Source organism: Streptomyces sp. P9(2023), from assembly GCF_032436795.1.
Classification (GTDB): domain Bacteria; phylum Actinomycetota; class Actinomycetes; order Streptomycetales; family Streptomycetaceae; genus Streptomyces.
Map to the genome: position 1 here is coordinate 26,011 of NZ_JAUPWM010000007.1, position 22,275 is coordinate 48,285.

At 70.9% G+C, this 22,275-nt stretch carries 16 protein-coding genes and 2 pseudogenes; 10 read left to right on the top strand and 8 right to left on the bottom strand.

Annotated features, from left to right (window positions below; all coding sequences use genetic code 11):
* The first annotated feature begins 104 nt into the window (after positions 1–104).
* Positions 105–815, top strand: a complete 711-nt coding sequence (locus Q5762_RS12425) for a TetR/AcrR family transcriptional regulator (RefSeq protein WP_315892096.1) — start codon at positions 105–107, stop codon at positions 813–815.
* Here the strand turns inward: Q5762_RS12425 and Q5762_RS12430 are convergent.
* Complete coding sequence (locus tag Q5762_RS12430) at positions 793–2,007, bottom strand: cation:proton antiporter (RefSeq protein WP_315892097.1); 1,215 nt, start codon at positions 2,005–2,007, stop codon at positions 793–795. The two genes, Q5762_RS12425 and Q5762_RS12430, sit on opposite strands and share 23 nt — an antisense overlap.
* Before the next feature lie 138 nt (positions 2,008–2,145).
* Here Q5762_RS12430 and Q5762_RS12435 point away from each other — a divergent pair, with 138 nt between their 5' ends.
* Positions 2,146–2,379: a cation transporter gene (locus tag Q5762_RS12435; protein WP_315892098.1), complete on the top strand. Its 234-nt coding sequence runs from the start codon at positions 2,146–2,148 to the stop codon at positions 2,377–2,379.
* Between the two features lie 74 nt (positions 2,380–2,453).
* Positions 2,454–4,696: pseudogene (locus tag Q5762_RS12440) on the top strand (heavy metal translocating P-type ATPase).
* Between the two features lie 521 nt (positions 4,697–5,217).
* Here the strand turns inward: Q5762_RS12440 and Q5762_RS12445 are convergent.
* On the bottom strand, positions 5,218–6,507 hold the full coding sequence (locus Q5762_RS12445; RefSeq protein WP_315892099.1) for a citrate synthase: 1,290 nt from the start codon (positions 6,505–6,507) through the stop codon (positions 5,218–5,220).
* A gap of 191 nt (positions 6,508–6,698) precedes the next feature.
* Positions 6,699–8,942, bottom strand: coding sequence for an ATP-dependent RecD-like DNA helicase (locus Q5762_RS12450; protein ID WP_399494997.1), 2,244 nt, complete (start codon positions 8,940–8,942; stop codon positions 6,699–6,701).
* A gap of 182 nt (positions 8,943–9,124) precedes the next feature.
* Between Q5762_RS12450 and Q5762_RS12455 the strand changes: the two genes are divergently transcribed.
* Positions 9,125–9,475 carry a hypothetical protein gene (locus tag Q5762_RS12455; RefSeq protein ID WP_315892101.1) on the top strand — a complete coding sequence of 117 codons (351 nt, stop codon included), beginning with the start codon at positions 9,125–9,127 and terminating at the stop codon, positions 9,473–9,475.
* A 96-nt stretch (positions 9,476–9,571) separates the two neighbouring features.
* On the opposite strand, the gene Q5762_RS12460 is transcribed toward Q5762_RS12455, so the two are convergent.
* Entirely contained in the window at positions 9,572–10,792 is a 1,221-nt protein-coding gene (locus Q5762_RS12460; RefSeq protein ID WP_315892102.1) for an RNA-guided endonuclease TnpB family protein, read from the bottom strand.
* Between the two features lie 25 nt (positions 10,793–10,817).
* Between Q5762_RS12460 and tnpA the strand changes: the two are divergent.
* The 3 genes and pseudogenes from tnpA (at position 10,818) to Q5762_RS12475 (ending at position 13,467) form a co-directional block, all read left to right on the top strand.
* Positions 10,818–11,236: pseudogene (gene tnpA / locus Q5762_RS12465) on the top strand (IS200/IS605 family transposase).
* A 193-nt stretch (positions 11,237–11,429) separates the two neighbouring features.
* Positions 11,430–12,896 carry a membrane-associated oxidoreductase gene (locus Q5762_RS12470; protein ID WP_315892103.1) on the top strand — a complete coding sequence of 489 codons (1,467 nt, stop codon included), beginning with the start codon at positions 11,430–11,432 and terminating at the stop codon, positions 12,894–12,896.
* Positions 12,897–12,957: 61 nt separating this feature from the next.
* Entirely contained in the window at positions 12,958–13,467 is a 510-nt protein-coding gene (locus tag Q5762_RS12475; protein WP_315892104.1) for a DUF937 domain-containing protein, read from the top strand.
* Between the two features lie 111 nt (positions 13,468–13,578).
* Here Q5762_RS12475 and Q5762_RS12480 read toward each other — a convergent pair whose 3' ends face one another.
* Genes Q5762_RS12480 through Q5762_RS12490 form a run of 3 tightly spaced genes read right to left on the bottom strand, consistent with a single transcriptional unit; the run spans position 13,579 to position 16,747 of the window.
* Positions 13,579–14,400, bottom strand: coding sequence for a sugar phosphate isomerase/epimerase family protein (locus tag Q5762_RS12480; RefSeq protein WP_315892105.1), 822 nt, complete (start codon positions 14,398–14,400; stop codon positions 13,579–13,581).
* Positions 14,397–15,599, bottom strand: a complete 1,203-nt coding sequence (locus Q5762_RS12485) for a dihydrodipicolinate synthase family protein (protein ID WP_315892106.1) — start codon at positions 15,597–15,599, stop codon at positions 14,397–14,399. The genes Q5762_RS12480 and Q5762_RS12485 overlap by 4 nt, the downstream gene beginning before the upstream one ends.
* Entirely contained in the window at positions 15,596–16,747 is a 1,152-nt protein-coding gene (locus Q5762_RS12490) for a Gfo/Idh/MocA family oxidoreductase (protein WP_315892107.1), read from the bottom strand. The genes Q5762_RS12485 and Q5762_RS12490 overlap by 4 nt, the downstream gene beginning before the upstream one ends.
* A gap of 178 nt (positions 16,748–16,925) precedes the next feature.
* Between Q5762_RS12490 and Q5762_RS12495 the strand changes: the two genes are divergently transcribed.
* Positions 16,926–17,978, top strand: a complete 1,053-nt coding sequence (locus Q5762_RS12495; protein WP_315892108.1) for a LacI family DNA-binding transcriptional regulator — start codon at positions 16,926–16,928, stop codon at positions 17,976–17,978.
* Positions 17,979–18,046: 68 nt separating this feature from the next.
* Here Q5762_RS12495 and Q5762_RS12500 read toward each other — a convergent pair whose 3' ends face one another.
* On the bottom strand, positions 18,047–19,033 hold the full coding sequence (locus Q5762_RS12500; RefSeq protein WP_315892109.1) for an EamA family transporter: 987 nt from the start codon (positions 19,031–19,033) through the stop codon (positions 18,047–18,049).
* A 102-nt stretch (positions 19,034–19,135) separates the two neighbouring features.
* On the opposite strand from Q5762_RS12500, the gene Q5762_RS12505 reads away from it, so the two are divergent.
* On the top strand, positions 19,136–20,050 hold the full coding sequence (locus tag Q5762_RS12505; protein ID WP_315892110.1) for a LysR family transcriptional regulator: 915 nt from the start codon (positions 19,136–19,138) through the stop codon (positions 20,048–20,050).
* 377 nt (positions 20,051–20,427) lie between these two features.
* Positions 20,428–22,263: a glycoside hydrolase family 3 protein gene (locus tag Q5762_RS12510; RefSeq protein ID WP_315892111.1), complete on the top strand. Its 1,836-nt coding sequence runs from the start codon at positions 20,428–20,430 to the stop codon at positions 22,261–22,263.
* Positions 22,264–22,275 lie beyond the last annotated feature (12 nt).

Genomic DNA, 22,275 nt, shown 5'->3' on the forward strand with positions numbered 1-22,275 from the left:
GACCATTGCCATAAAATAGCAAACACGAGCGACCACTCGCGTTTCCCAAGAATGCGAGCGCCCTCTCGTGTTTGTCAAACGTGTCGAGGAGGCTGTGGACAACCATGTCCGAGGAACCGAAGCCGCGCCGCCGCCAGGCCCGCGGCGAGCGCCGCATCGCGGAGCTGCTCCAGGCCGCCACGAGCGTCTTCTGCACCTCCGGGTACACCGCGGCAAGCACCAACGCGATCGCCCGCGAGGCGCACGTCTCGCCCGGCACGCTCTACCAGTACTTCCCCAACAAGGAGGCCATCGCCATCGAGCTCGGCGACCGCCTCCTGCACGAGATGCGGGACGCGCACGGCCAGGCCTTCACGCCGGAGAACCTCGCGCTGCCGCTGCCCGAGATGCTCGACGCCGTCGTCGACCCGCTGATCGAGTTCAACTGCCAGAACCCGGTCTTCCTCGCCCTCATGCACGGCTCCGACATCCCCGGCCGGATCGCCGAGGAGCACGACGCCCTGCACGCCTCGCTCCTCACCCGTGTGCGGGACCTGCTGGGGCTCTACCTCCCGGACCTGCCGGAACCCGAACGCGCCCTGATCGCCGACATGACCTTCGCCGTCTTCAAGGGCGGCCTCGCCCTGGTCCTGGCCGCGCCCGAGGGGCCCGAGCGGGACGCCACCTCGGCCGAGCTGAAGCGGGTCCTCTTCCGCTACCTCGACCCGATCGTCGGCTCGGCCCTCGACGACTGCCCCGCCACCGAGGACGCGGACGGCCCAGGCAACGGACGCACCGCCCCCACCCGCTCCGTCACCACGACTCCGAGCCGCTGATCGAATCCTTCGGCAGCGCCTTCTCGCCCGCCCCCGCCCTGATCTTCAGGGCGACGATCGGGAAGATCAGGACCGACAGCATCGCGGCCCCGACCAGCGCCGCCGCCTCGCCCGCCGAGAGCACCTTGTCGTCCACGCCGATGGTGGTGATCGCGACGACGAGCGGCAGGGCCGTGGACTCGTAGAGCACCAGCGCCCGGCGCTCCTTCGCCGACAGGTCGCCCGGGGCCAGGAACCGGACGGGACCGCCCCGTACCACCAGGAACAGCAGCAGGAAGAGCGGCAGCAGGAGCAGCGTCCGGCCGCCGTCGAGCAGCGAGTCCAGGTCGAACTCGATGCCGGTGACGACGAAGAAGACCGGTACCAGGAAGCCGAATCCGACCGCCTCGACCTTCTCCAGGATCGCCGGCCCCGACTCCGGTGCGGCGCCGGTCAGCACGAGCCGGGTGATCATTCCGGCGGCGAACGCGCCGAGCAGCACGTCGAGTCCGAGGGCCTGCGAGGCGCCCAGCATCAGCGCGAGCAGCAGGAAGACGAACCGGACCGCGAACTGGCCGCTGCTGTGCAGGGTCTTCCGGATGATCGTGGCGAACCACGGCGGCCTCGGCCGCAGCGCCCAGAACACGGCGCCCGCCGTCAGGGCGGCGAAGACGGCGAGCAGCGCCGTCGACTCGGCCGCGCCACGGCCGCTCAGCAGCAGCGCCATCGCGATGATCGGCCCGAACTCCCCCACCGCGCCGAAGGCCATCACCACCGTGCCGAACCGGCCGTGCAGATCGCCCGCGTCCCGCAGCACCGGCAGGACCGTGCCGAGCGCCGTACTGGTCAGCGCGACGCCGATGAAGACGCCCTCGTGGAACCCGTCGGCCAGCAGGATCCCGGCCCCGAGGCCGAGCGCCAGGGCGATCACCCACGCCCACACCGAGCGCTTCAGCGTGTCGCCCCGTACCTTCCCGAACTCGATCTCGTACCCCGCGAGGAAGATCAGCATCGCGAGCCCGAGTTCGGAGAGTCCGTCGATCAGTTCGTCCGGGTGCGCCCAGCCGAGCACGCCGGGGCCGACGAGGATGCCGAGCAGGATCTCGAAGATGACGAGAGGTACGGGCAGCCGCCGCCCCGCCGCGTAGGCCAGCAGCGGTGCCAGGACGGCGATCGACATGATCAGGATCAGAGTGGTCCCCGATTGCGACATATCGGGTATCTACCACCCCTGGACACCACCTCGCCCGCGCGGCACGACCCGTAGCGGGCTGGAATTTATACCCCCTAGGGGTATAAGCTGTGCTTCAGTACGACCCTGAACCAGTACGCCCTCGAAGAGGAGACCGCCATGACCGCCGAGACGAAGACCGGACTCACCACCGTGTACGAGGTCAAGGGAATGACCTGCGGGCACTGCGAGGGTGCGGTCTCCAGCGAGATTTCCGAGATCGCCGGGGTCTCCTCCGTCACGGCCGTGGCCTCCACCGGCAAGGTGACCGTGGTCTCCGAGGCCCCCCTCGACGAGGAGGCCGTCCGCGCCGCCGTCGACGAGGCCGGGTACGAGCTGGTCGGCCAGGCGTAGACCTCGTACGCGCCCCACCCCCGCAGGGTCGTACCGTTACCCGGTACGGCCCTGCTCTCCTTTTGGAACCGCACATGACCTCCAGCCCCGCGCCGACCACGCTCACGACCGAGCACGTCACCGAGCACGTCACCGAGCTCGTCATCGGCGGGATGACCTGCGCCTCCTGCGCGGCCCGCGTCGAGAAGAAGCTCAACCGGATGGACGGCGTCACGGCCACCGTCAACTACGCGACGGAAAAAGCGCGGATCGCGCACCCGCCCGGGACGGCGGTCGCCGAGCTGATCGCGACGGTCGTCAAGACCGGCTACACCGCCGAGGAGCCCGCGCCTCCGCAGCCCGAGACATCGGACACCGCGGACGAGGACGCGGACGCGGACCCCGAACTGGGCGCGCTCCGCCGCCGGCTGACCATCTCGGCCGTGCTCTCCGCGCCGGTCGTCCTGCTCGCCATGGTCCCGGCCCTCCAGTTCGACAACTGGCAGTGGCTCTCCCTCGCCCTCGCGTCGCCGGTCGTCGTCTGGGGCGGGCTGCCCTTCCACCGCGCCGCCTGGACCAACCTTCGGCACGGCGCGGCGACCATGGACACCCTCGTCTCGGTCGGCACGCTGGCCGCCTTCGGCTGGTCGCTGTGGGCGCTGTTCTTCGGGGACGCGGGCATGCCCGGCATGCGGCACGGCTTCGACCTCACCGTCGGCCGCGCGGAGGCTTCCTCCGCCATCTATCTGGAGGTCGCGGCCGGCGTCACCACCTTCATCCTCCTCGGCCGCTTCCTGGAGGCCCGCGCCAAACGGAAGGCCGGCGCCGCGCTGCGCGCCCTGATGGAGCTGGGCGCGAAGGACGTGGCCGTACTGCGGGGCAGCACGGAGGTACGGATCCCGGTGGCCGAGTTGCGGACCGGCGAACGCTTCGTCGTCCGCCCCGGCGAGAAGATCGCCACCGACGGCACGGTCGTGGAGGGCGCCTCCGCCGTGGACGCCTCCCTGCTCACCGGCGAGTCCGTCCCGGTCGACGTGACGGCCGGCGACGCGGTCACCGGAGGCTGCCTCAACACCTCCGGACGGCTGGTCGTCGAGGCGACCCGGGTGGGCGCGGACACCCAGCTGGCCCGGATGGCCAAGCTGGTCGAGGACGCCCAGAACGGCAAGGCCGAGGTGCAGCGCCTCGCCGACCGGATCTCGGCCGTCTTCGTCCCCGCCGTCCTCTACATCGCCCTCGGCACCCTGCTGACCTGGCTGTTCGTCGTCGAGGACACCACGGGGGCGTTCACCGCCGCCGTCGCCGTACTGATCATCGCCTGCCCCTGCGCCCTGGGCCTCGCGACGCCGACCGCGCTCGCACCGGACGGGGCGCGCAGCTCGGCATCCTGATCAAGGGCCCCGAGGTACTGGAGTCCACCCGCCGCGTCGACACGGTCGTCCTCGACAAGACCGGCACGGTCACCACGGGCCGGATGCGACTGCGGAAGACGTACGCGTACGAGGGTGTGGACGAGGACGAGCTGCTGCGCCTCGCGGGCGCCCTGGAGCACGCCTCCGAGCACCCGGTAGCCCGGGCGGTCGCGGCGGGCGCCGCGGAACGGCTCGGCGAGCTGCCGGTGCCGACGTCCTTCGAGAACGTGCCCGGCCTCGGGGTGCGCGGCACGGTCGACGGCCACCGCGTCCTGGTCGGCCGCCCGGCCCTCCTGGAGGCCGAGGGCGTCGAGGTGCCGGGGGTGCCGGAGCCGGGAGCCGTGCAGGTCGCCTGGGACGGGCGGGCGCGCGGGGCGCTCACGGTCGCCGACGCGGTGAAGGAGACCAGCGCGGAGGCGGTCGTACGGCTGCGCGCGCTCGGCCTGACGCCGGTCCTGCTGACCGGGGACGGGCGGGCGGTGGCCGAGACGGTGGCGGCGGAGGTCGGCATCGACGCGGACCTCGTCTTCGCCGAGGTCCTGCCGCAGGAGAAGGTCGACGTCGTACGCCGGCTCCAGGCGGAGGGCCGGACGGTCGCGATGGTCGGGGACGGCGTGAACGACGCCGCCGCGCTGGCAACCGCCGACCTGGGCCTGGCGATGGGCACGGGGACGGACGCGGCGATCGAGGCGAGCGATCTGACGCTGGTCCGGGGCGACCTGCGGGTGGCCGCGGACGCCATCCGGCTCGCCCGCCGGACGCTCGCCACGATCAAGGGAAACCTGGGATGGGCCTTCGGTTACAACGTGGCGACGCTTCCGCTGGCCGCGCTCGGCCTGCTGAACCCGATGATCGCGGGTCTGACCATGGCCTTTTCGTCCGTCTTTGTCGTGACAAACAGCCTGCGACTTCGAAGGTTCAAGTGAATTCACCTACACGTGACGCACAGGACCTTCACAAAGAGACCTAGATCACAGATATTTAGGGGTAACCATTCGGGCCGTTCGCGAGTCTAAGTGGGCGATGCCAAGAACGTCTTGGGGGACGTTCATGGGATGTCTTGGGGGACGTCCCATAGGCAAGCGTTGGCCGGGGCACGTGCACGGGGAGCTTTGAGCGGCCCTCCCGTACGTACCCCGGCAGACCGCGCAGACCCGCGTAGCTTCTGCTGAACCCGGCAGACGCCCGGCCCGGATCCCGTGGGGGGAATCCGCACCGGGGATATGGGAAGCGCCCCGCTCGTCGACCCGTGGGGGGATCGGCGGCGGGGCGCTTTTCGTTCAGCGCCTCGTGCGGCGCCGCCGTGTGCGGCGCCTCGTGAGGAAGAAGTGCGTCAGCGGCCCTCGACCGGGACGAAGTCGCGCAGGACCTCGCCGGTGGCTGTGCTAGCCCGGGGGACAACCCCCGGACCCCCGGCAGGGGGTCGCCGGGGTCAACGGCCCGAAGCTCAGCGGCCCTCGACCGGGACGAAGTCGCGCAGGACCTCGCCGGTGTAGATCTGGCGCGGGCGACCGATGCGGGAGCCGGGCTCCTTGATCATCTCGTGCCACTGGGCGATCCAGCCGGGCAGCCGGCCGAGCGCGAAGAGCACGGTGAACATCTCGGTCGGGAAGCCCATCGCGCGGTAGATGAGGCCCGTGTAGAAGTCCACGTTCGGGTAGAGGTTGCGCGAGACGAAGTAGTCGTCGGAGAGCGCGTGCTCCTCCAGCTTGAGCGCGATGTCAAGCAGCTCGTCGGACTTGCCGAGCGCGGAGAGGACATCGTGCGCCGCCGCCTTGATGATCTTGGCGCGCGGGTCGAAGGACTTGTACACCCGGTGGCCGAAGCCCATCAGGCGGACGCCGTCCTCCTTGTTCTTCACCTTGTTGATGAAGGAGTCGACATCGCCGCCGTTGGCCTTGATGCCCTCGAGCATCTCCAGGACCGACTGGTTGGCGCCACCGTGCAGCGGGCCCCAGAGGGCCGAGATGCCGGCGGAGATCGACGCGAACATGTTGGCCTGGCTCGAACCCACCAGACGGACCGTGGACGTCGAACAGTTCTGCTCGTGGTCCGCGTGCAGGATCAGCAGCTTGTCGAGCGCCGAGACCACGACCGGGTCGAGCTCGAACTCCTGGGCCGGCACCGAGAAGGTCATCCGCAGGAAGTTCTCGACGTACCCGAGGTCGTTGCGCGGGTAGACGAAGGGGTGGCCGATCGACTTCTTGTACGCGTACGCCGCGATCGTCGGCAGCTTGGCGAGCAGCCGGATCGTGGAGAGGTGGCGCTGCCGCTCGTCGAACGGGTTGTGGCTGTCCTGGTAGAAGGTGGACAGCGCGGAGACCACGGAGGAGAGCATCGCCATCGGGTGGGCGTCCCGCGGGAAGCCGCCGAAGAAGCGCTTGACGTCCTCGTGCAGCAGCGTGTGCTGGGTGATCTCGTTCTGGAAGGTCGACAGCTCGTCGACCTTGGGAAGCTCACCGTTGATCAGCAGGTGCGCGACCTCAAGGAAGGTGGAGCGCTCCGCCAGCTGCTCGATGGGGTAGCCGCGGTACCGCAGAATGCCCTGCTCGCCATCGAGATAGGTGATGGCGGATTTATAGGCGGCGGTGTTGCCGTATCCGCTGTCCAGGGTGACCAGACCGGTCTGGGCTCGGAGCTTCCCGATGTCGAAGCCCTTGTCGCCGACGGTGCTCTCGACCACCGGGTAGGTGTATTCACCGTCCGCGTACCGCAGTACTACAGAGTTGTCGCTCACGTCATCCCTCACCGACGTAGTGCCTCTTCTTCGAGGTGCCCTGACTGTCTCTACCATCCCCCATTTGGCTCAGGAGAGTGCACTCGGGGTCGACCATTGGGCCGTTTGGCGGCACTGAGTGCCGCCAACCTGCTCATCTTGCCCCCTTCGCCCCGCTTGGGGAAGTCCGGGGTTCCCTTTCGCAGGGCTGCTCACCTGGCTGCCGCGAGCCGGTGGGCCAGGGCGGTGAAGCGTCTGCCCGCGGAAACCGTACGGACGGCCTGGGCGATCGCCTTGCGGGAACCGACCAGGACGACGAGTTTCCGCGCCCGGGTGACGGCCGTGTAGAGCAGGTTCCGCTGGAGCATCATCCAGGCGCTGTTGGTGACGGGGATCACGACCGCCGGGTACTCGCTGCCCTGCGAGCGGTGGATCGTGACGGCGTAGGCATGGGACAGCTCGTCCAGCTCGTCGAAGTCGTACGGCACCTCCTCGTCCTCGTCGGTCCGTACGGTCAGGCGCTGTTCGACGGTGTCGAGCCCGGTCACGACGCCCACCGTGCCGTTGAAGACGCCGTTGGCGCCCTTCTCGTAGTTGTTGCGGATCTGGGTGACCTTGTCGCCGACGCGGAAGACCCGGCCGCCGAACCGCTTCTCCGGGAGGTCGGGGCGGGCCGGGGTGACGGCCTGCTGGAGCAGTCCGTTGAGCGCGCCCGCGCCGGCCGGGCCCCGGTGCATGGGGGTGAGCACCTGCACGTCCCGGCGCGGGTCGAGGCCGAATTTGGCGGGAATCCGCCGGGCCGCGACCTCGACGGCGACCCGCGCGGCGTCCTCGGTCTCGTCCTCCGCGAAGAGGAAGAAGTCCGGCAGGCCGGTGGTGACGGGCGGCTGACCGGCGTTGATCCGGTGGGCGTTGGTGACCACCCCCGACTGCTGGGCCTGGCGGAAGATCCGGGTCAGCCGGACGGCCGGGACCGGGCTGTCCGGGGCGAGCAGATCGCCGAGCACCTCCCCGGCGCCGACCGACGGCAGCTGGTCCACGTCCCCCACGAGGAGCAGGTGGGCACCGGGTGCCACGGCCTTGACGAGCTTGTTGGCGAGGAGCAGATCGAGCATGGAGGCCTCGTCCACGACGACCAGGTCGGCGTCGAGCGGGCGGTCCCGGTCGTAGGCCGCGTCGCCGCCCGGCTTCAGCTCCAGGAGCCGGTGGACGGTCGACGCCTCGGTGCCGGTCAGCTCGGCGAGCCGCTTGGCGGCCCGGCCGGTGGGCGCGGCGAGGACGACCTTGGCCCGCTTGGCCCGGGCCAGCTCCACGATGGAGCGGACCGTGAACGACTTGCCGCACCCGGGGCCGCCGGTGAGCACGGCGACCTTACGGGTCAGGGCGAGGCGCACGGCCTCCTCCTGCTCCGGCGCGAGCGAGGCCCCGGTGCGGTCGGCGAGCCAGGCGAGCGCCTTGTCCCAGGCGACGTCCTGGAAACCGGGCATGCGGTCGTCCTCGGCGCGGAGCAGTCTGCGGATCTGCCCGGCGAGGGACAGCTCGGCCCGGTGGAACGGCACCAGGTACACGGCGGTGACGGGCTCCCCCTCGGGTCCGGGCACCGACTCCCGTACGACGCCTTCGGGATCCGCCGCCAGGTCGGCGAGGCACTCGATGACCAGGCCGGTGTCGACCTGGAGCAGCTTCACCGCGTCGGCGATGAGCCGCTCCTCGGGCAGGAAGCAGTGCCCCTGGTCGCTGGACTGGGACAGGGCGTGCTGGAGCCCCGCCCTGACCCGGTCCGGGCTGTCGTGCGGTATGCCGACGGCCTGGGCGATCCGGTCGGCGGTGAGGAAGCCGATGCCCCAGACGTCGGCGGCCAGCCGGTAGGGCTGGTTCCGGACGACGGAGATGGAGGCGTCCGCGTACTTCTTGTAGATCCGCACGGCGATGGAGGTGGAGACGCCGACGCCCTGGAGGAAGACCATCACCTCCTTGATGGCCTTCTGTTCCTCCCAGGCGGCGGTGATGTTCCCGGTGCGCTTGGGGCCGAGGCCTGGGACCTCGATCAGACGCGCGGGGGCCCCTTCGAGGATGTCGAGGGTGTCCAGGCCGAAGTGCGTGGTGATGCGGTCGGCGAAGACGGGACCGATGCCCTTGATGAGTCCGGAGCCGAGGTAGCGGCGTATGCCCTGGATGGTGGCGGGCAGCACCGTCGTGTAGTTCTCGACCGTGAACTGCTTGCCGTACTGCGGATGGGAGCCCCAACGCCCCTCCATCCGCAGGGACTCACCCGGCTGGGCGCCGAGCAGCGCGCCGACGACCGTGAGGAGGTCGCCGCCACCGCGGCCGGTGTCGACGCGGGCGACCGTGTACCCGCTCTCCTCGTTGGCGTAGGTGATCCGCTCCAAGACACCCGTGACCTCACAAACACCTTCGCGGCTGCCCCGCTTGTCGCCAACTCCCCTACCCGACACGGCCCTCCTGCTCATTCGGTGTCTGCGATGCCAGCGAGGCTACCGGCTGCCACCGACAGCAGGCTCGGCCCCCTGAGGTGATCCGCTTGGGAACGCCGTACGGCGTGCTCAAAAAGTGCCGCAATCCGACAGCGAACCGAGCCCTGTTCCGCGAGGGTTCATCCTGTGAGTAAGGTCCGCTCATGCCTGCTGACAGAGAACTTATTCACGGCCGTGACATCGTTACCCAAGAGGTCAGTTACATGACCCCGGAGCAAAAGAAGATCGCCGGAATCATCACACGGGATGTTCTGTCTATGGGCTGGTACCTGATCGACCCGTTCCAGACCGACCCGCCTGCCTGCGATGTCAAGGGCTGCACCTACGTGGCCCCTGAAACAGCCTCATTCCACGAAGGTCCGGCATGGGCCACGCATCGGATATCCACGTCACGGGGACTGTTCAGGAAGCGCAAGGCCTACTTTTCATGCCCCGACCATCTCGACACGGTCAAGGCCGCGCTGATCTTCGGGCACAGCGGCGACCCTGCCTGAACCCTTGCAAGGCCTTCTCAGGGCCACTCAGCACGCGTTGCGCATGCCGGAGGGTGCTGGTTGGACATGACCCGAAGTTGACTTCCGCTCCCCTCCCTAAAGGGAGGAGATTCCTACCACGGTCGGCTGACTGTCTCGGTGGGTTCCTGCTTCTTCGCGCTGCGCCGGGACAAGTCCCGGTCTTACCCGCGCTCGACAGGCTGATACCGCAAGTCCTGCGGCCTTGGCGACGTTGACCGCCGCGTTGATGTCCCGGTCCAGCCACGCGTTGCACGCCTGGCACTGCCAGACGCGCACGTGGAGGGGCTTGGGGCCGTCCTTGACGCCGCACTGCGAGCACACCTGTGAGGTCGGCTCGAATCGTCCGATCCGTACGAGGGTGCGCCCGTACCGGGCGGCCTTGTACTCCAGCATCGCGAGGAACGCCGACCATCCGGCGTCGTGAATCGACTTGGCCATGCGCGTACGGGCGAGCCCTTTGACCGCCAGGTCTTCAACGGCAACCGCTTGGTTCTCACGGATGATCTTTGTTGAGAGCTGGTGGTGGAACTCGCGCCGTGCGTCGGCGACCTGCGCGTGGGCGCGGGCGACCTTGATTCGGGCCTTCGTGCGGTTGTTGGAATCCTTGGCCTTGCGGGACAGGCGGCGCTGTTCCCGCTTCAGCTTCTTCTCCGCCCGGCGCAGGAAGCGCGGGCTGTCGATCTTCGTGCCGTCCGAGAGGATCGCGAAGTGCGTCAGGCCCAGGTCGATGCCGACCTGACCGGTGGTCTCGGGCAGCGTCTCGTCCGTGCCGGTCTCGACGACAAAAGAGCAGAAGTACCGCCCGGCCGCGTCCTTGATCACGGTCACCGTGGACGGAGCGGACGGCAGAGTTCGGGACCACTTCACGCGCACGTCCCCGATCTTCGGGAGCGACAGGTCCCCGCCGGGGGTGATCTTCCACCGGGCGTTGGCGGTGAACCGTACGGCCTGCCGGTTGTCCCGCTTCGACTTCAAGCGGGGTGATCCCCTGCGCGGGCGCTTGCCCTTGAGGCTGTCGAAGAAGTTCCGGTAGGCGGTGTCCAGGTCGCGAAGAGACTGCTGGAGGACGACGGCGGACACCTCGGCCAGCCAGGCGCGTTCGCCGGTCTTCTTCGCCTCGGTGATCAGCAGCTTCGACAGGTCCCCGGTCTTCGGGAACGGCGCACCCTCGGCGCGTGCGGTCTCACGAGCGCGGAGCGCATCGTTATAGACCACCCGCGAGCACCCGAACGCCCTGGCCAGCGCGGAGCGCTGAGGACCGTTCGGGTACATCCGGAAGGAGTACCGGAGCTGCATGTCGATCAGCGTACGACAGTTGTTTATGGCTGAGTATCAGAACATCCGCACTGGTAGGCGCTGCACCTTCATCCTGCACGCCCACTTGGTTTTCGTGACGAAGTTCCGGCACAAGGTCTTCGCCGACGCCCACCTTCGCCGGATGGAGGAGATCCTGCCGGACGTGGCGAAAGACTCCGAATGCGAGAGATCGTCGAGTTCAACGGCGAGAACTACCACATCCACCTACTCGTGAACTTCACGCCGAACGTCGCCCTCTCCAAGCTGGTCAACAGCCTGAAGGGCGTCAGCTCCCGCAGGCTCCGCCAGGAGTACCCGGAGCTGGTCCGGCACTACTGGCGGGCGGGGCGGCTGTGGTCAGGCTCATACTTCGCCGGCCCTGTCGGCGGGGCGCCGCTGTCGATCGTCCGCCAGTACATCGAGCAGCAGAACCGTCCGCTGTGACCTGCGGGTTAGAGCACTTCTGAGAATCGCTTCACCACCGGGCTGGAGCCCGATGCACTGCAATGAGTCGCGGTAGCGAAGGGCTCGGACATCGCGCCGGGGCGGTGCGGAGCCTGTGGACGACAGCCTGTGGACAACTTCGGGATGCGAGGACGGCAGTTGACGCCTCGAACGCGGCACGTAGAGTCCCGGCGTGAGCGAGACAGACGATCTGACGCCGGCCGAGTCGCGTGTCCGGCGAGCCTTTCCGCGCGGCGAATCCGTGGACTTCCGCGCCGCCGAGAACGAGGATCGGGCGCTCGGCACCTCCTGGGGCGCCGAGCGGACCGTACGGGCGAGTGTGCTGCGGACGCTGCTGCTCACCTCTCCGCGACACGAGGGGGAGATCGCCGCCCTGAAGATCACGGGGGCGCGGATCACCGGCGCGCTGGACCTGAAGTACGCCACGATCGACGCCGCCGTCCGGCTGAGCCACTGCTGGTTCGACGACGTTCCCGACCTGTACGGCGCCCAGCTGCGCCAGCTCGACCTGAGCGGGTCCGCCCTGCCGGGCCTGACCTCGGCGACCGTGCGGGTCGAGGGAGTGCTGCGGATGACGGACTGCCGTATGCGGGGGCCGGTACGGCTCGGCGGCGCTCAGATCTCCGGGGCGCTGTTCATGGAACGGACGGAGTTCACGGCACCGGACGACTCCGAGCCGGTGCTGCAGCTCAACCAGGCCGCGATCGGGGACGACTTGTGGGCGCCGGAGCTGCGCGCCCACGGGCAGGTACGTCTCACCGGCGCCTCGGTCGCCGGGCGGATCAACCTTCAGGACGCCGAGTTCGACACACCCGACGGGATCGCGCTCGACGCGCAGAACCTCACCGTCGGAGCCCACGTACGGGCACGGTGCCTGCGTGCGCGGGGCCGGATCGAGTTCCGAGGCGCGCGCATACCGGGCCGTCTTGACCTGCTCCACGCCCGCCTGTCGCATCCCGGCGACACGGCGCTGCGGGCGAGCAGTTGTGTCATCGGTGAACTCTGGCTGCGCGGCGGCGATCGCATCGAGGGCGCCCTGAATCTGCGGCGCTCCCAGATAGAGATCCTGACCCTTGAACCGGAGATGCTGCCGGACCAGGTGTATCTCAGCAATCTCACGTACACCGTGCTCACCCCGCACGAGCCCGCCGAGCGCCGCCTTCCGATGCTGGAGCGGGAGGGCGACCGGTACGAGCCGTACGGGTACGAGCAGTTGATGGCGGCGTACCGCCACGTCGGTGACGACGACGCCGCCCGGCTCGTCCAGCTCGCCAAGCAGCGCCGCCGGCGCACCACACTCGCCTGGTACGGGCGGCTGTGGGGGTACGTCCAGGACGCGACCGTCGGCTACGGCTTCCGCCCCTTGCGCGCGGCCCTCTGGCTGCTGTCCCTCATGGCCGTCGGATCCGTCGCGTACGGCCTGGACCACCCACGTCCGCTCAAGGCGGACGAGGCCCCCGAGTTCAATCCCGCCTTCTACACCCTCGATCTGCTCCTGCCGGTCATCACCTTCGGCCAGGAGTCGGCGTTCGCGCCGGACGGCTGGCACCAGTGGCTGTCGTACGCCCTGATCATCACCGGCTGGATCCTGGCGACGACGATCGTCACGGGCGTGACCCGCACGGTCAGCCGCCAATGACCGAACCCGGCAGGCCCGTCTCGGCGTGCCGAAGGGCGGCGGGAAACGTAGCGTTTCCGGCATGAGTGACGATTCCTTCGAGAAGGACGTACTGCAGGAGCTCGGCGACGACCGGCTCCAGGAGGTCGCCGCGCTGCTCGGGACCGATGCGGCCGAGGCGCAGCAGGCCGTCGGCAGCTCGGCGTCCGCGCTCTCGGGTGAGCTGCGGCAGGCGGCGTCCGAGCCGGGCAGCGCGGACGAGGTGCGGCAGGCCGTCGAGGAGACGACCTCCGACGAGCCGCCGCTCCAGGGCGTGGCGAGCCTCGGCGGTCTTGCGAGCGGCGGGCTCATGGCCGGAGTGCTCGCCAAGCTGTCGAGGCCGGCGGCCAACGCGGTCGCGAAGAAGACCGGCATCCCGGCGGCCACGGCCCAGCGCACCATCGAGATCCTCATCCCCGTGGTCCTGGCGGTGATCACCAAGCGCGCGGCGGGCAAGAAGGCGGACGCGGGTGCAGGTGCGGGTGCAGGTACGGGTACGGGTACGGGCGCCGGCGGCCTGGGCGACATCCTGGGCGGCGGCCAGAAGAAGTAGCCGCCCGCCGCCCCGAACCGCTTCGACCGGCCCGGCGTCGGTCGACCGGCCTGGCTTGGGTGGGGTGCCCCCCTGGCGGGGCGACCACGGGCGGGGGGCTCTCACCCCCCGTCAGCACACCTCCCGTACGAAACGGGCCACCGTCTCCTCCAGGACCTGGACCCCGTTCCTCGCCCACAGGGTGTCGTTGAAGAGTTCCACCTCGATCGGGCCCGTGTAGCCGGCCGTCTCGACCAGGGTGTGCCAGGCGCGGAGGTCGATCGCGCCGTCGCCCAACTGGCCTCGGCCGTTGAGGACTCCGGCCGGCAGTGGGGTGGTCCAGTCGGCGAGTTGGAAGGCGTGGATGCGGGCCGTCGCGCCCGCGCGGGCTACCGCTGCCGGGGCGCGGTCGTCCCACCAGACGTGGTACGTGTCCACGACCACGCCCACCTGCGAGGCCGGGAAGCGTTCCGCGATCTCCAGGGCCTGGTCCAGGGTGGAGACCGCGCAGCGGTCCGCCGCGTACATCGGGTGCAGTGGTTCGATCGCCAGGCGTACGCCGCGCTCCCCCGCGTAGGGGGCCAGTTCGGCGATCGCCTCCGTGATCCGAGTGCGCGCTGCCGCCAGGTCCCTGCTGCCCGGGGGCAGGCCGCCCGAGACCAGGACCAGCGTGTTCGTGCCCAGGGCCGCCGCCTCGTCGATCGCCGCGCGGTTGTCGTCCAGGGCGGCCGTCAGGGACTCCGCCGCCGTGAAGAAGCCGCCCCGGCACAGGGACGTGACCGTCAGGCCCGCGTCCCGTACGAGCTTCGCCGTCGCCTCCAGGCCGTACTCCGCCACCGGCTCCCGCCACAGGCCCACACCCGGGACCCCGAGCCGTACGCAACTCTCCACCAGCTCCGGCAGCGACAGCTGCTTCACCGTCATCTGGTTGATGCTGAAACGCGCGAGATTCATCGAGTCACCCCGTACACCGTCAGCAGTGCTCTCATCCTCGACTCCGCCCTCTCCGGGTCCGGGAACAGGCCCAGTCCGTCCGCCAGTTCGTACGCCCGCGCGAGATGCGGCAGCGAGCGCGCCGACTGGAGGCCGCCGACCATCGTGAAGTGGTCCTGGTGGCCCGCCAGCCACGCCAGGAACACCACACCCGTCTTGTAGAAGCGCGTCGGCGCCTCGAAGAGGTGGCGGGACAGCTCCACCGTCGGGTCCAGCAGCTCCCGGAAGCCCTTCACGTCCCCCGTGTCCAGCGTCCGTACCGCCTCCGCCGCCAGCGGTCCCAGCGGGTCGAAGATGCCGAGCAGCGCGTGGCTGAAGCCCCGCTCGTCGCCCGCGATCAGCTCCGGGTAGTGGAAGTCGTCGCCCGTGTAGCAGCGGACGCCCTGCGGGAGCCGGCGGCGCAGTTCGATCTCGCGCCGGGCGTCGAGGAGGGACACCTTGATGCCGTCGACCTTGTCCGGGTGCGCCGCGATGACCTCCAGGAAGGTCTCCGTCGCGGTGTCGAGGTCGGCCGAGCCCCAGTACCCGTCGAGCGCCGGGTCGAACATCGGGCCCAGCCAGTGCAGGATCACCGGCTCGCTCGTCTGGCGGAGCAGCCGGCCGTACGTGTCGAGGTAGTCCTCCGGGCCCCTCGCCGCCGCCGCGAGCGCGCGCGAGGCCATCAGGATCGGCTGGGCGCCGGCCTCCTCGACCAGGGCGAGCTGTTCCTCGTACGCCTTGCGGACCGTCGCCAGGTCGGCGGTGTCGCCCGCGAGTTGGTCCGTGCCCACCCCGCACGCGAGGGCGCCCCCGACCGCCTTCGCCTCCGCAGCCGAACGGCGGATCAGCTCCGCCGCGCCCGCCCAGTCCAGGCCCATCCCCCGCTGCGCGGTGTCCATGGCCTCCGCGACGCCCAGGCCGTGCGCCCAGAGGTGGTGGCGGAAGGCGAGCGTCGCGTCCCAGTCGACGGCGGCGGGAGAGTCGGGGGTGGTGTCGGCGTACGGGTCGGCCACTACGTGCGCGGCAGCGAAGACCGTACGGGAGGTCAGCGCGCCGGCCCCGACGGCCGAAGCGGGCGTCTGGCGCGCGCCGCCCCCCGAAGCCGGGCCGGACGCCGCGGTACGCGGCGCGCGCGGGCTGTACTCCCGTAGCCCACCGGACGCGTCAGGCAGGCGGATCACAGCGTGACCTCCGGGACCTCCAGGCGCCGGCCCTCGGCCGACGACCTCAGGCCCAGCTCCGCCAGCTGCACGCCGCGCGCGCCCGCCAGCAGGTCCCAGTGGTACGGCTCGCCCAGGACGACGTGCCGCAGGAACAGTTCCCACTGGGCCTTGAAGCCGTTGCCGAACTCGCGGTTGTCCGGGACCTCCTGCCACTGCTCGCGGAACGGTTCGGTCGCCGGGACGTCCGGGTTCCAGACCGGCTTCGGGGTGGCCGAGCGGTGCTGGACGCGGCAGTTCCGGAGCCCGGCGACGGCCGAGCCGTGCGTGCCGTCGACCTGGAACTCCACCAGCTCGTCGCGGTTCACCCGTATCGCCCAGGAGGAGTTGATCTGGGCGACCGCCCCGCCCGCCAGCTGGAAGATGCCGTACGCGGCGTCGTCGGCGGTCGCGGCGTACGGCTTGCCGTGCTCGTCCCAGCGCTCCGGGACGTGCGTGGTGACGTGCGCGGCGACGCTCGTGACCCGGCCGAAGAGCTCGTGGAGGACGTACTCCCAGTGCGGGAACATGTCGACGACGATGCCGCCGCCGTCCTCGGCGCGGTAGTTCCAGCTGGGGCGCTGGGCGTCCTGCCAGTCGCCCTCGAAGACCCAGTAGCCGAACTCCCCGCGCACGGAGAGGATCCGGCCGAAGAAGCCGCCGTCGATCAGGCGCTTCAGCTTGAGCAGCCCCGGCAGGAATATCTTGTCCTGGACGACGCCGTGCCTGACGCCCTTCGCCTCGGCCAGCCGGGCCAGTTCCAGGGCGCCCGCGAGGTCTCCGGCCGTCGGCTTCTCGGTGTAGACGTGCTTTCCGGCGGCGACGGCCTTGCGGATCGCGTCGACGCGGGCGGAGGTGACCTGGGCGTCGAAGTAGATGTCCACGGTCTCGTCCGCGAGGACGGCGTCGAGGTCGGTGGACCACTCGGTGAGGCCGTGGCGCTCGGCGAGCGCGCGCAGGGCCGGCTCGCGGCGGCCGACGAGGACGGGCTCGGGCCAGAGGGTCGTACCGTCGCCGAGGTCGAGGCCGCCCTGCTCGCGCAGGGCGAGGATCGACCGGACGAGGTGCTGGCGGTAGCCCATGCGTCCGGTGACGCCGTTCATGGCGATCCGGACTGTCCTGCGTGTCACGAAGGTGCCTCCCTCACGTACCCGTACTCCAACAGAAAGCGCTTTCTACGAACGGAGACGCTAGCCTGCCGACAACACACCGGACAAGGGGTCGGCCGGACCCGGCTCGGCACCCCCGGAACGTCCGCAACACCGCTCGAAACATCCCAACTCGCCCGACTCTCACCGGAGGTACGCGATGACCGTCACGCTGTCGGATGTGGCCGCGCGTGCCCAGGTCTCCCCCGCCACCGTCTCCCGCGTCCTGAACGGCAACTACCCGGTCGCCGCCTCCACCAGGGAGCGGGTCCTGCGGGCGGTGGACGAGCTGGACTACGTCCTGAACGGGCCCGCGAGCTCGCTGGCCGCCGCCACGTCGGACCTGGTCGGCGTCCTGGTCAACGACATCGCCGACCCCTTCTTCGGGATCATGGCGGGCGCGGCGCAGAACGCGATCGGTGAGGGCGCTCCGGGGCGGGCGGGCGGCGAGAAACTGGCCGTCGTCTGCAACACGGGCGGCTCCCCGGAGCGCGAACTCACCTACCTCACGCTCCTCCAGCGCCAGCGCGCCGCCGCCGTCATCCTGACCGGCGGCTCCCTGGAGGACCCGGACCACGTGGCGGCGGTGTCGGCGAAGCTCGCGAAGCTGACGGACGCGGGGACGAAGATCGTGCTGTGCGGCCGGCCGCCGGTGGCGGGCGACGCGAGCGTCGCGGCGCTCACCTTCGACAACCGGGCGGGCGCGCGGCGGCTCACCGAGCACCTGCTCTCGCTCGGGCACCGGCGGATCGGTTACGTGGCGGGGCCGGCCGACCGGACGACGACCCGGCACCGGCTGGAGGGCCACCGGGACGCGCTGGCGGCGGCGGGGCTGCCCGACGGGCCGACGGTGCACGGCCCGTACGACCGGCGCTCCGGCTACGACGCGACGCTGGAACTCCTCCGCAGGGACCCCGGGCTGACGGCGATCCTCGCCGCCAACGACACCGTCGCGCTGGGCGCGTGCGCGGCGCTGCGGGACCGGGGGCTGCGGATACCGGAGGACGTCTCGGTGGCGGGCTTCGACGACCTGCCGTTCTCGATCGACGCGGTCCCGGCCCTGACGACCGTCCGCCTCCCCCTCCACGAGGCGGGCGCCCGCGCGGGCCGCCTGGCGGTGGGCACGGAGGAACCCCCACCGGGCGGCGTGACGACGATCCCGGCGGAGCTGCTGGTACGGGAGTCGACGGCCCGGCCCCGCACGGCGGGCTAGGCGCCCGCGACCGTAGGCCGACCGCAGGCCGACCGCCGGCCTCCCGGGGCCCTGGGCCTCCCGCACTCCTAAGGCTTCCGGGCGGTCACCGGCCCCCTCGCGGCCGGTGCCGCTGCCGCCGTCTCCTCGGCCGCCGTCTCCTCGGCCGCCGTCTCCTCGGCCGCCGGGACAGCCTCTCCCGGCCCTCCTCCCCCGCGCCCCGCCAGCGACGCCAGTGCCACGCCGCCCACCAGCAGGGCCGCCGCGCACCAGCGCAGCGGGGTGATGGACTCGTCCAGGAAGAGGGCCGCCGAGGTCATGCCGAAGACCGGGACCAGGAGGGAGAAGGGGGCCACCGAGGACGCCGGGTGGCGGCGCAGCAGCCAGCCCCAGGCGCCGAAGCCGAAGATGGTCGTGATCCACGCGACGTAGACGATGACGCCCACGCCGGTCCAGTCGAGGCCGCGCAGTGCCGCGAGGTCCTGTTCCGGGCCCTCCAGGAGGAGGGAGAGGGCGAGCAGCGGCAGGACGGGCACGGTGCTGACCCAGACCATGAAGTTGAGGGCGTCGGGCGGGGAGGCCTTGCGGGTCAGGACGTTGGAGACGCCCCAGCAGGCCGCCGCCGCCACGCACAGCGCGAAGCCGAGCAGCGCGCCCCGCGCGCCCCCGCCGCCCTCGTCCACCGCCGCCACGCCGATGCCCGCAAGCGCCACCGCCATGCCCGCGATCTTCACCCTCCCCGGCCGTTCGCCCAGCGCGACGAAGGCGAACAGGGCCGTGAACACCGCCTGGATCTGGAGGATCAGCGAGGAGAGCCCGGCCGGGGCGCCGAGGTCCATGCCCGTGAACAGCAGCCCGAACTTGGCCACGCCCAGGACCAGACCCACCCCCACGATCCACTTCCAGGCGACCAGTGGACGGCCGACCAGGAACACGGCGGGGAGCGCCGCCGCGAGGAAGCGCAGGGCGTTGAAGAGCAGCGGCGGGAAGTGGTCGAGACCGACCTCGATGACGACGAAGTTGAACCCCCAGACGGCGGCGACGAGTGCGGCCAGGGCGATGTGTGCAGGGCGCATGCGCGTAAGCGTCACCCGCCACTACCGTGTAGCACCAGCGCTGATTCCTTCACGGTTGGATGAAGCAGCGCTTCATCCAACCTCCCGACAAGGAGCCCGCCCATGCTCGATCTCGGTCGCCTGCGCGCCCTCCACGCCGTCTCCGTCCACGGTTCGGTGAACGCCGCGGCCGCCGCCCTCGGCTACACCCCCTCGGCCGTCTCCCAGCAGATCGCCAAGCTGGAGCGGGAGACCCGTACGACCCTGCTCGAACGCCGCGGCCGCGGGGTCCGGCTCACCGACGAGGCGCACCAACTCGCTGCGACCGCCGAGCAGTTGCTGTCGATCGTCGAGGAGGCGGAGGTACGGCTCGAAGAGCGGCGCGGACTGCCCGCCGGGCGCCTGTCGATCGGCTGTTTCGCCAGCGCCGCGCGCGGTCTGATGCCTCGGGTCCTGGCCCATCTGGCGGTCCGTCACCCCGGGCTCGACGCCCGCCTCACCGAGGTCGATCCGCACATCTCCATCGAGCTCGCCGCGCGCGGCGTCATCGACCTCGCCGTGGCCCACGACTGGGACATCTCCCCGATGCCGTCCCCGCCCGGACTCGAACAGGCGGTGATCGGCGACGACCTGTGCGACGTCCTCGTACCGCGCGGCCATCCGCTGGCGGCGCGGGCGGCGGTACGGCGGGAGGAGCTGGCGGAGCAGCGGTGGATCACCCAGCCGCCGGGGTCGGTCTGCCACGACTGGCTGATGCAGACGCTGCGGGCCACCGGCTACGAGCCGGACGTCGTCCACCAGGCGGAGGAGAACCACACCCAGGTCGCCCTGGTCGCGGCCGGCCTCGGCATCGCGATGGTGCCGCGCCTCGGGCGCGGGGCGCTGCCGCCCGAGGTGACCCCGGTCCGGCTCGACCCGGTGCCGATGCGCCGGCTGCACGCCCTGTGGCGTACGGGAGCGGCCCGCCGCCCCGCGATCACCGAGACCGTCCGCACGCTCCAGGAACTCTGGCCCGAGGTGGCCGCGGCGACGAGCTGAGGAAGGTGTTGAGAGGAAGGCGCTGAGAGGAACGCGCAGAGGGACGGCCTGGGGCAGCGTACGGGACGCCCCCGGCGACGACCCGAGCGGCGGCCTGCACGCGACCCGAGCGACGCCACTTGCGACACCCCGAGCCCCGACCTGAGCGCGACCCGAGCGACACCCCCTGGCGACGACCCGGGCTCGACCCGAGCGACGACCCGAGCCCGACCCGAGCGCGACCCGAGCGACACCTCTTGCCACACCCCGAGCCCCGACCTGAACCACCGATTCCTGCTCAGGTCCTTGACCTGGCAGTTACTTTCGGACTATCCGTTGCTCCTTGGAAGTTTCCTTCACCCACTTCCGTCAACCCTGCACGGCCGGAAGGAGCATCAGTGCACCACCGCGCCCCCGCCCCCTCCCGACGCACCCTTCTCACGGTGTCCGCCGCAGCCGCGGCTGCCGCCGTCACCGGGGTGAGCGCCCCCGCGTACGCGACGAGCGACCGCACGGACGACCGCACGCTCGAACGGCTCATCTCCCGGATGTCCCTCGAAGAGAAGGTCGGCCAGCTCTTCGTCATGCGGGTGTACGGCCACTCCGCCACCGCCCCCGACCAGACCGACATCGACCTGAACCTCAAGGAGATCGGCGTCCGCACGGCCGCCGATCTCGTCGAGAAGTACCACGTCGGCGGCGTCATCTACTTCGCCTGGGCGCACAACACCCGCGCCCCGCACCAGATCGCCGATCTCTCCAACGGCATCCAGCGGGCCGCGCTCGCCCAGCCCACGCCCGTCCCCGCCCTCATCTCCACCGACCAGGAGCACGGCATCGTCTGCCGGGTCGGCGAGCCGGCCACCCTGCTCCCCGGCGCGATGGCGCTCGGCGCCGGCGGCTCGCGCTCCGACGCCTGCGAGGCCGCCCGGATCGCGGGCGCCGAACTGGCCGCCGTCGGCATCCGGCAGAACTACGCGCCCGTCGCCGACGTCAACGTCAACCCCGCCAACCCGGTCATCGGCGTCCGTTCCTTCGGCTCCGACCCGCAGGCCGTCGCCGGTCTGGTGGCCTCCCAGGTGAAGGGCTACCAGGAGGCCGGGGTCGCCGCGACCTCCAAGCACTTCCCCGGTCACGGCGACACCGCCGTCGACAGCCACTACGGCCTGCCGACCATCAGCCACACCCGCGAGCAGTGGGCCGAGCTCGACGCCCCGCCGTTCCGGTCCGCGATCGCCGCCGGCATCGACTCGATCATGACCGCGCACATCGTCGTCCCCGCGCTCGACCCGAGCGAGGACCCGGCGACCCTCTCGCGCCCCATCCTCACCGGCATCCTGCGCGAACAGCTCGGCTACGACGGCGTGGTGGTGACGGACTCCCTCGGCATGGAGGGCGTACGGACCAAGTACGGCGACGCGCGCGTGCCCGTTCTCGCGCTCAAGGCGGGCGTCGACCAGCTGCTCAACCCGCCGAGCCTGGACGTCGCCTGGAACGCGGTCCTCAAGGCCGTCCAGGACGGCGAACTGACCGAGGCCCGGCTCGACGAATCGATCCTGCGGATCCTGCGCCTCAAGGCCAAGCTGGGGCTGTTCCGGCGCCCGTACGTGACCGCCGCCGGCGTCGACCGTACGGTCGGCACCCGCGCCCACCTGGCCCGGGCCGACCGGATCGCCGAGGACACCACGACGCTGCTCCGCAACGAGGAGAGCTTCCTGCCGATCAGCCGCCGCACCCACGGCAAGGTCCTCGTCGTCGGCGCCGACCCGGCCTCGCCGTCGGGTACGACCGGTCCCCCGACCACCACCCTCGCCGCCGAGTTCAGCGCACTCGGCTTCACCGCCACCGCGCTGTCCACCGGGATCACCCCGACGGCGGCGAAGATCGAGGAGGCGGTGGCGGCCGCCGCCGGGCAGGACGTGGTCGTCGTCGGCACGTACAACGTGTCGGCGACCAGCCCGCAGCGCACGCTCGTCGCCAGGCTCGTCGCGACCGGGGTCCCGGTGGTGACGGTCGCGATCCGCAACCCGTACGACATCGCCCAGCTCACCGGCCAGCGCGCCACGCTCGCCGCCTACTCCTGGACCGACGTCGAACTGCGGGCCGCGGTCCGGGTGATCGCCGGACACGCCCGGCCGCGGGGCCGGCTGCCCGTCCCCGTCCAGCGGGCGGACGATCCGACGCTCGTGCTGTACCCGGTCGGCCACGGCCTGTCCTACGGAGAACGTAACTAAGACCACCGACCC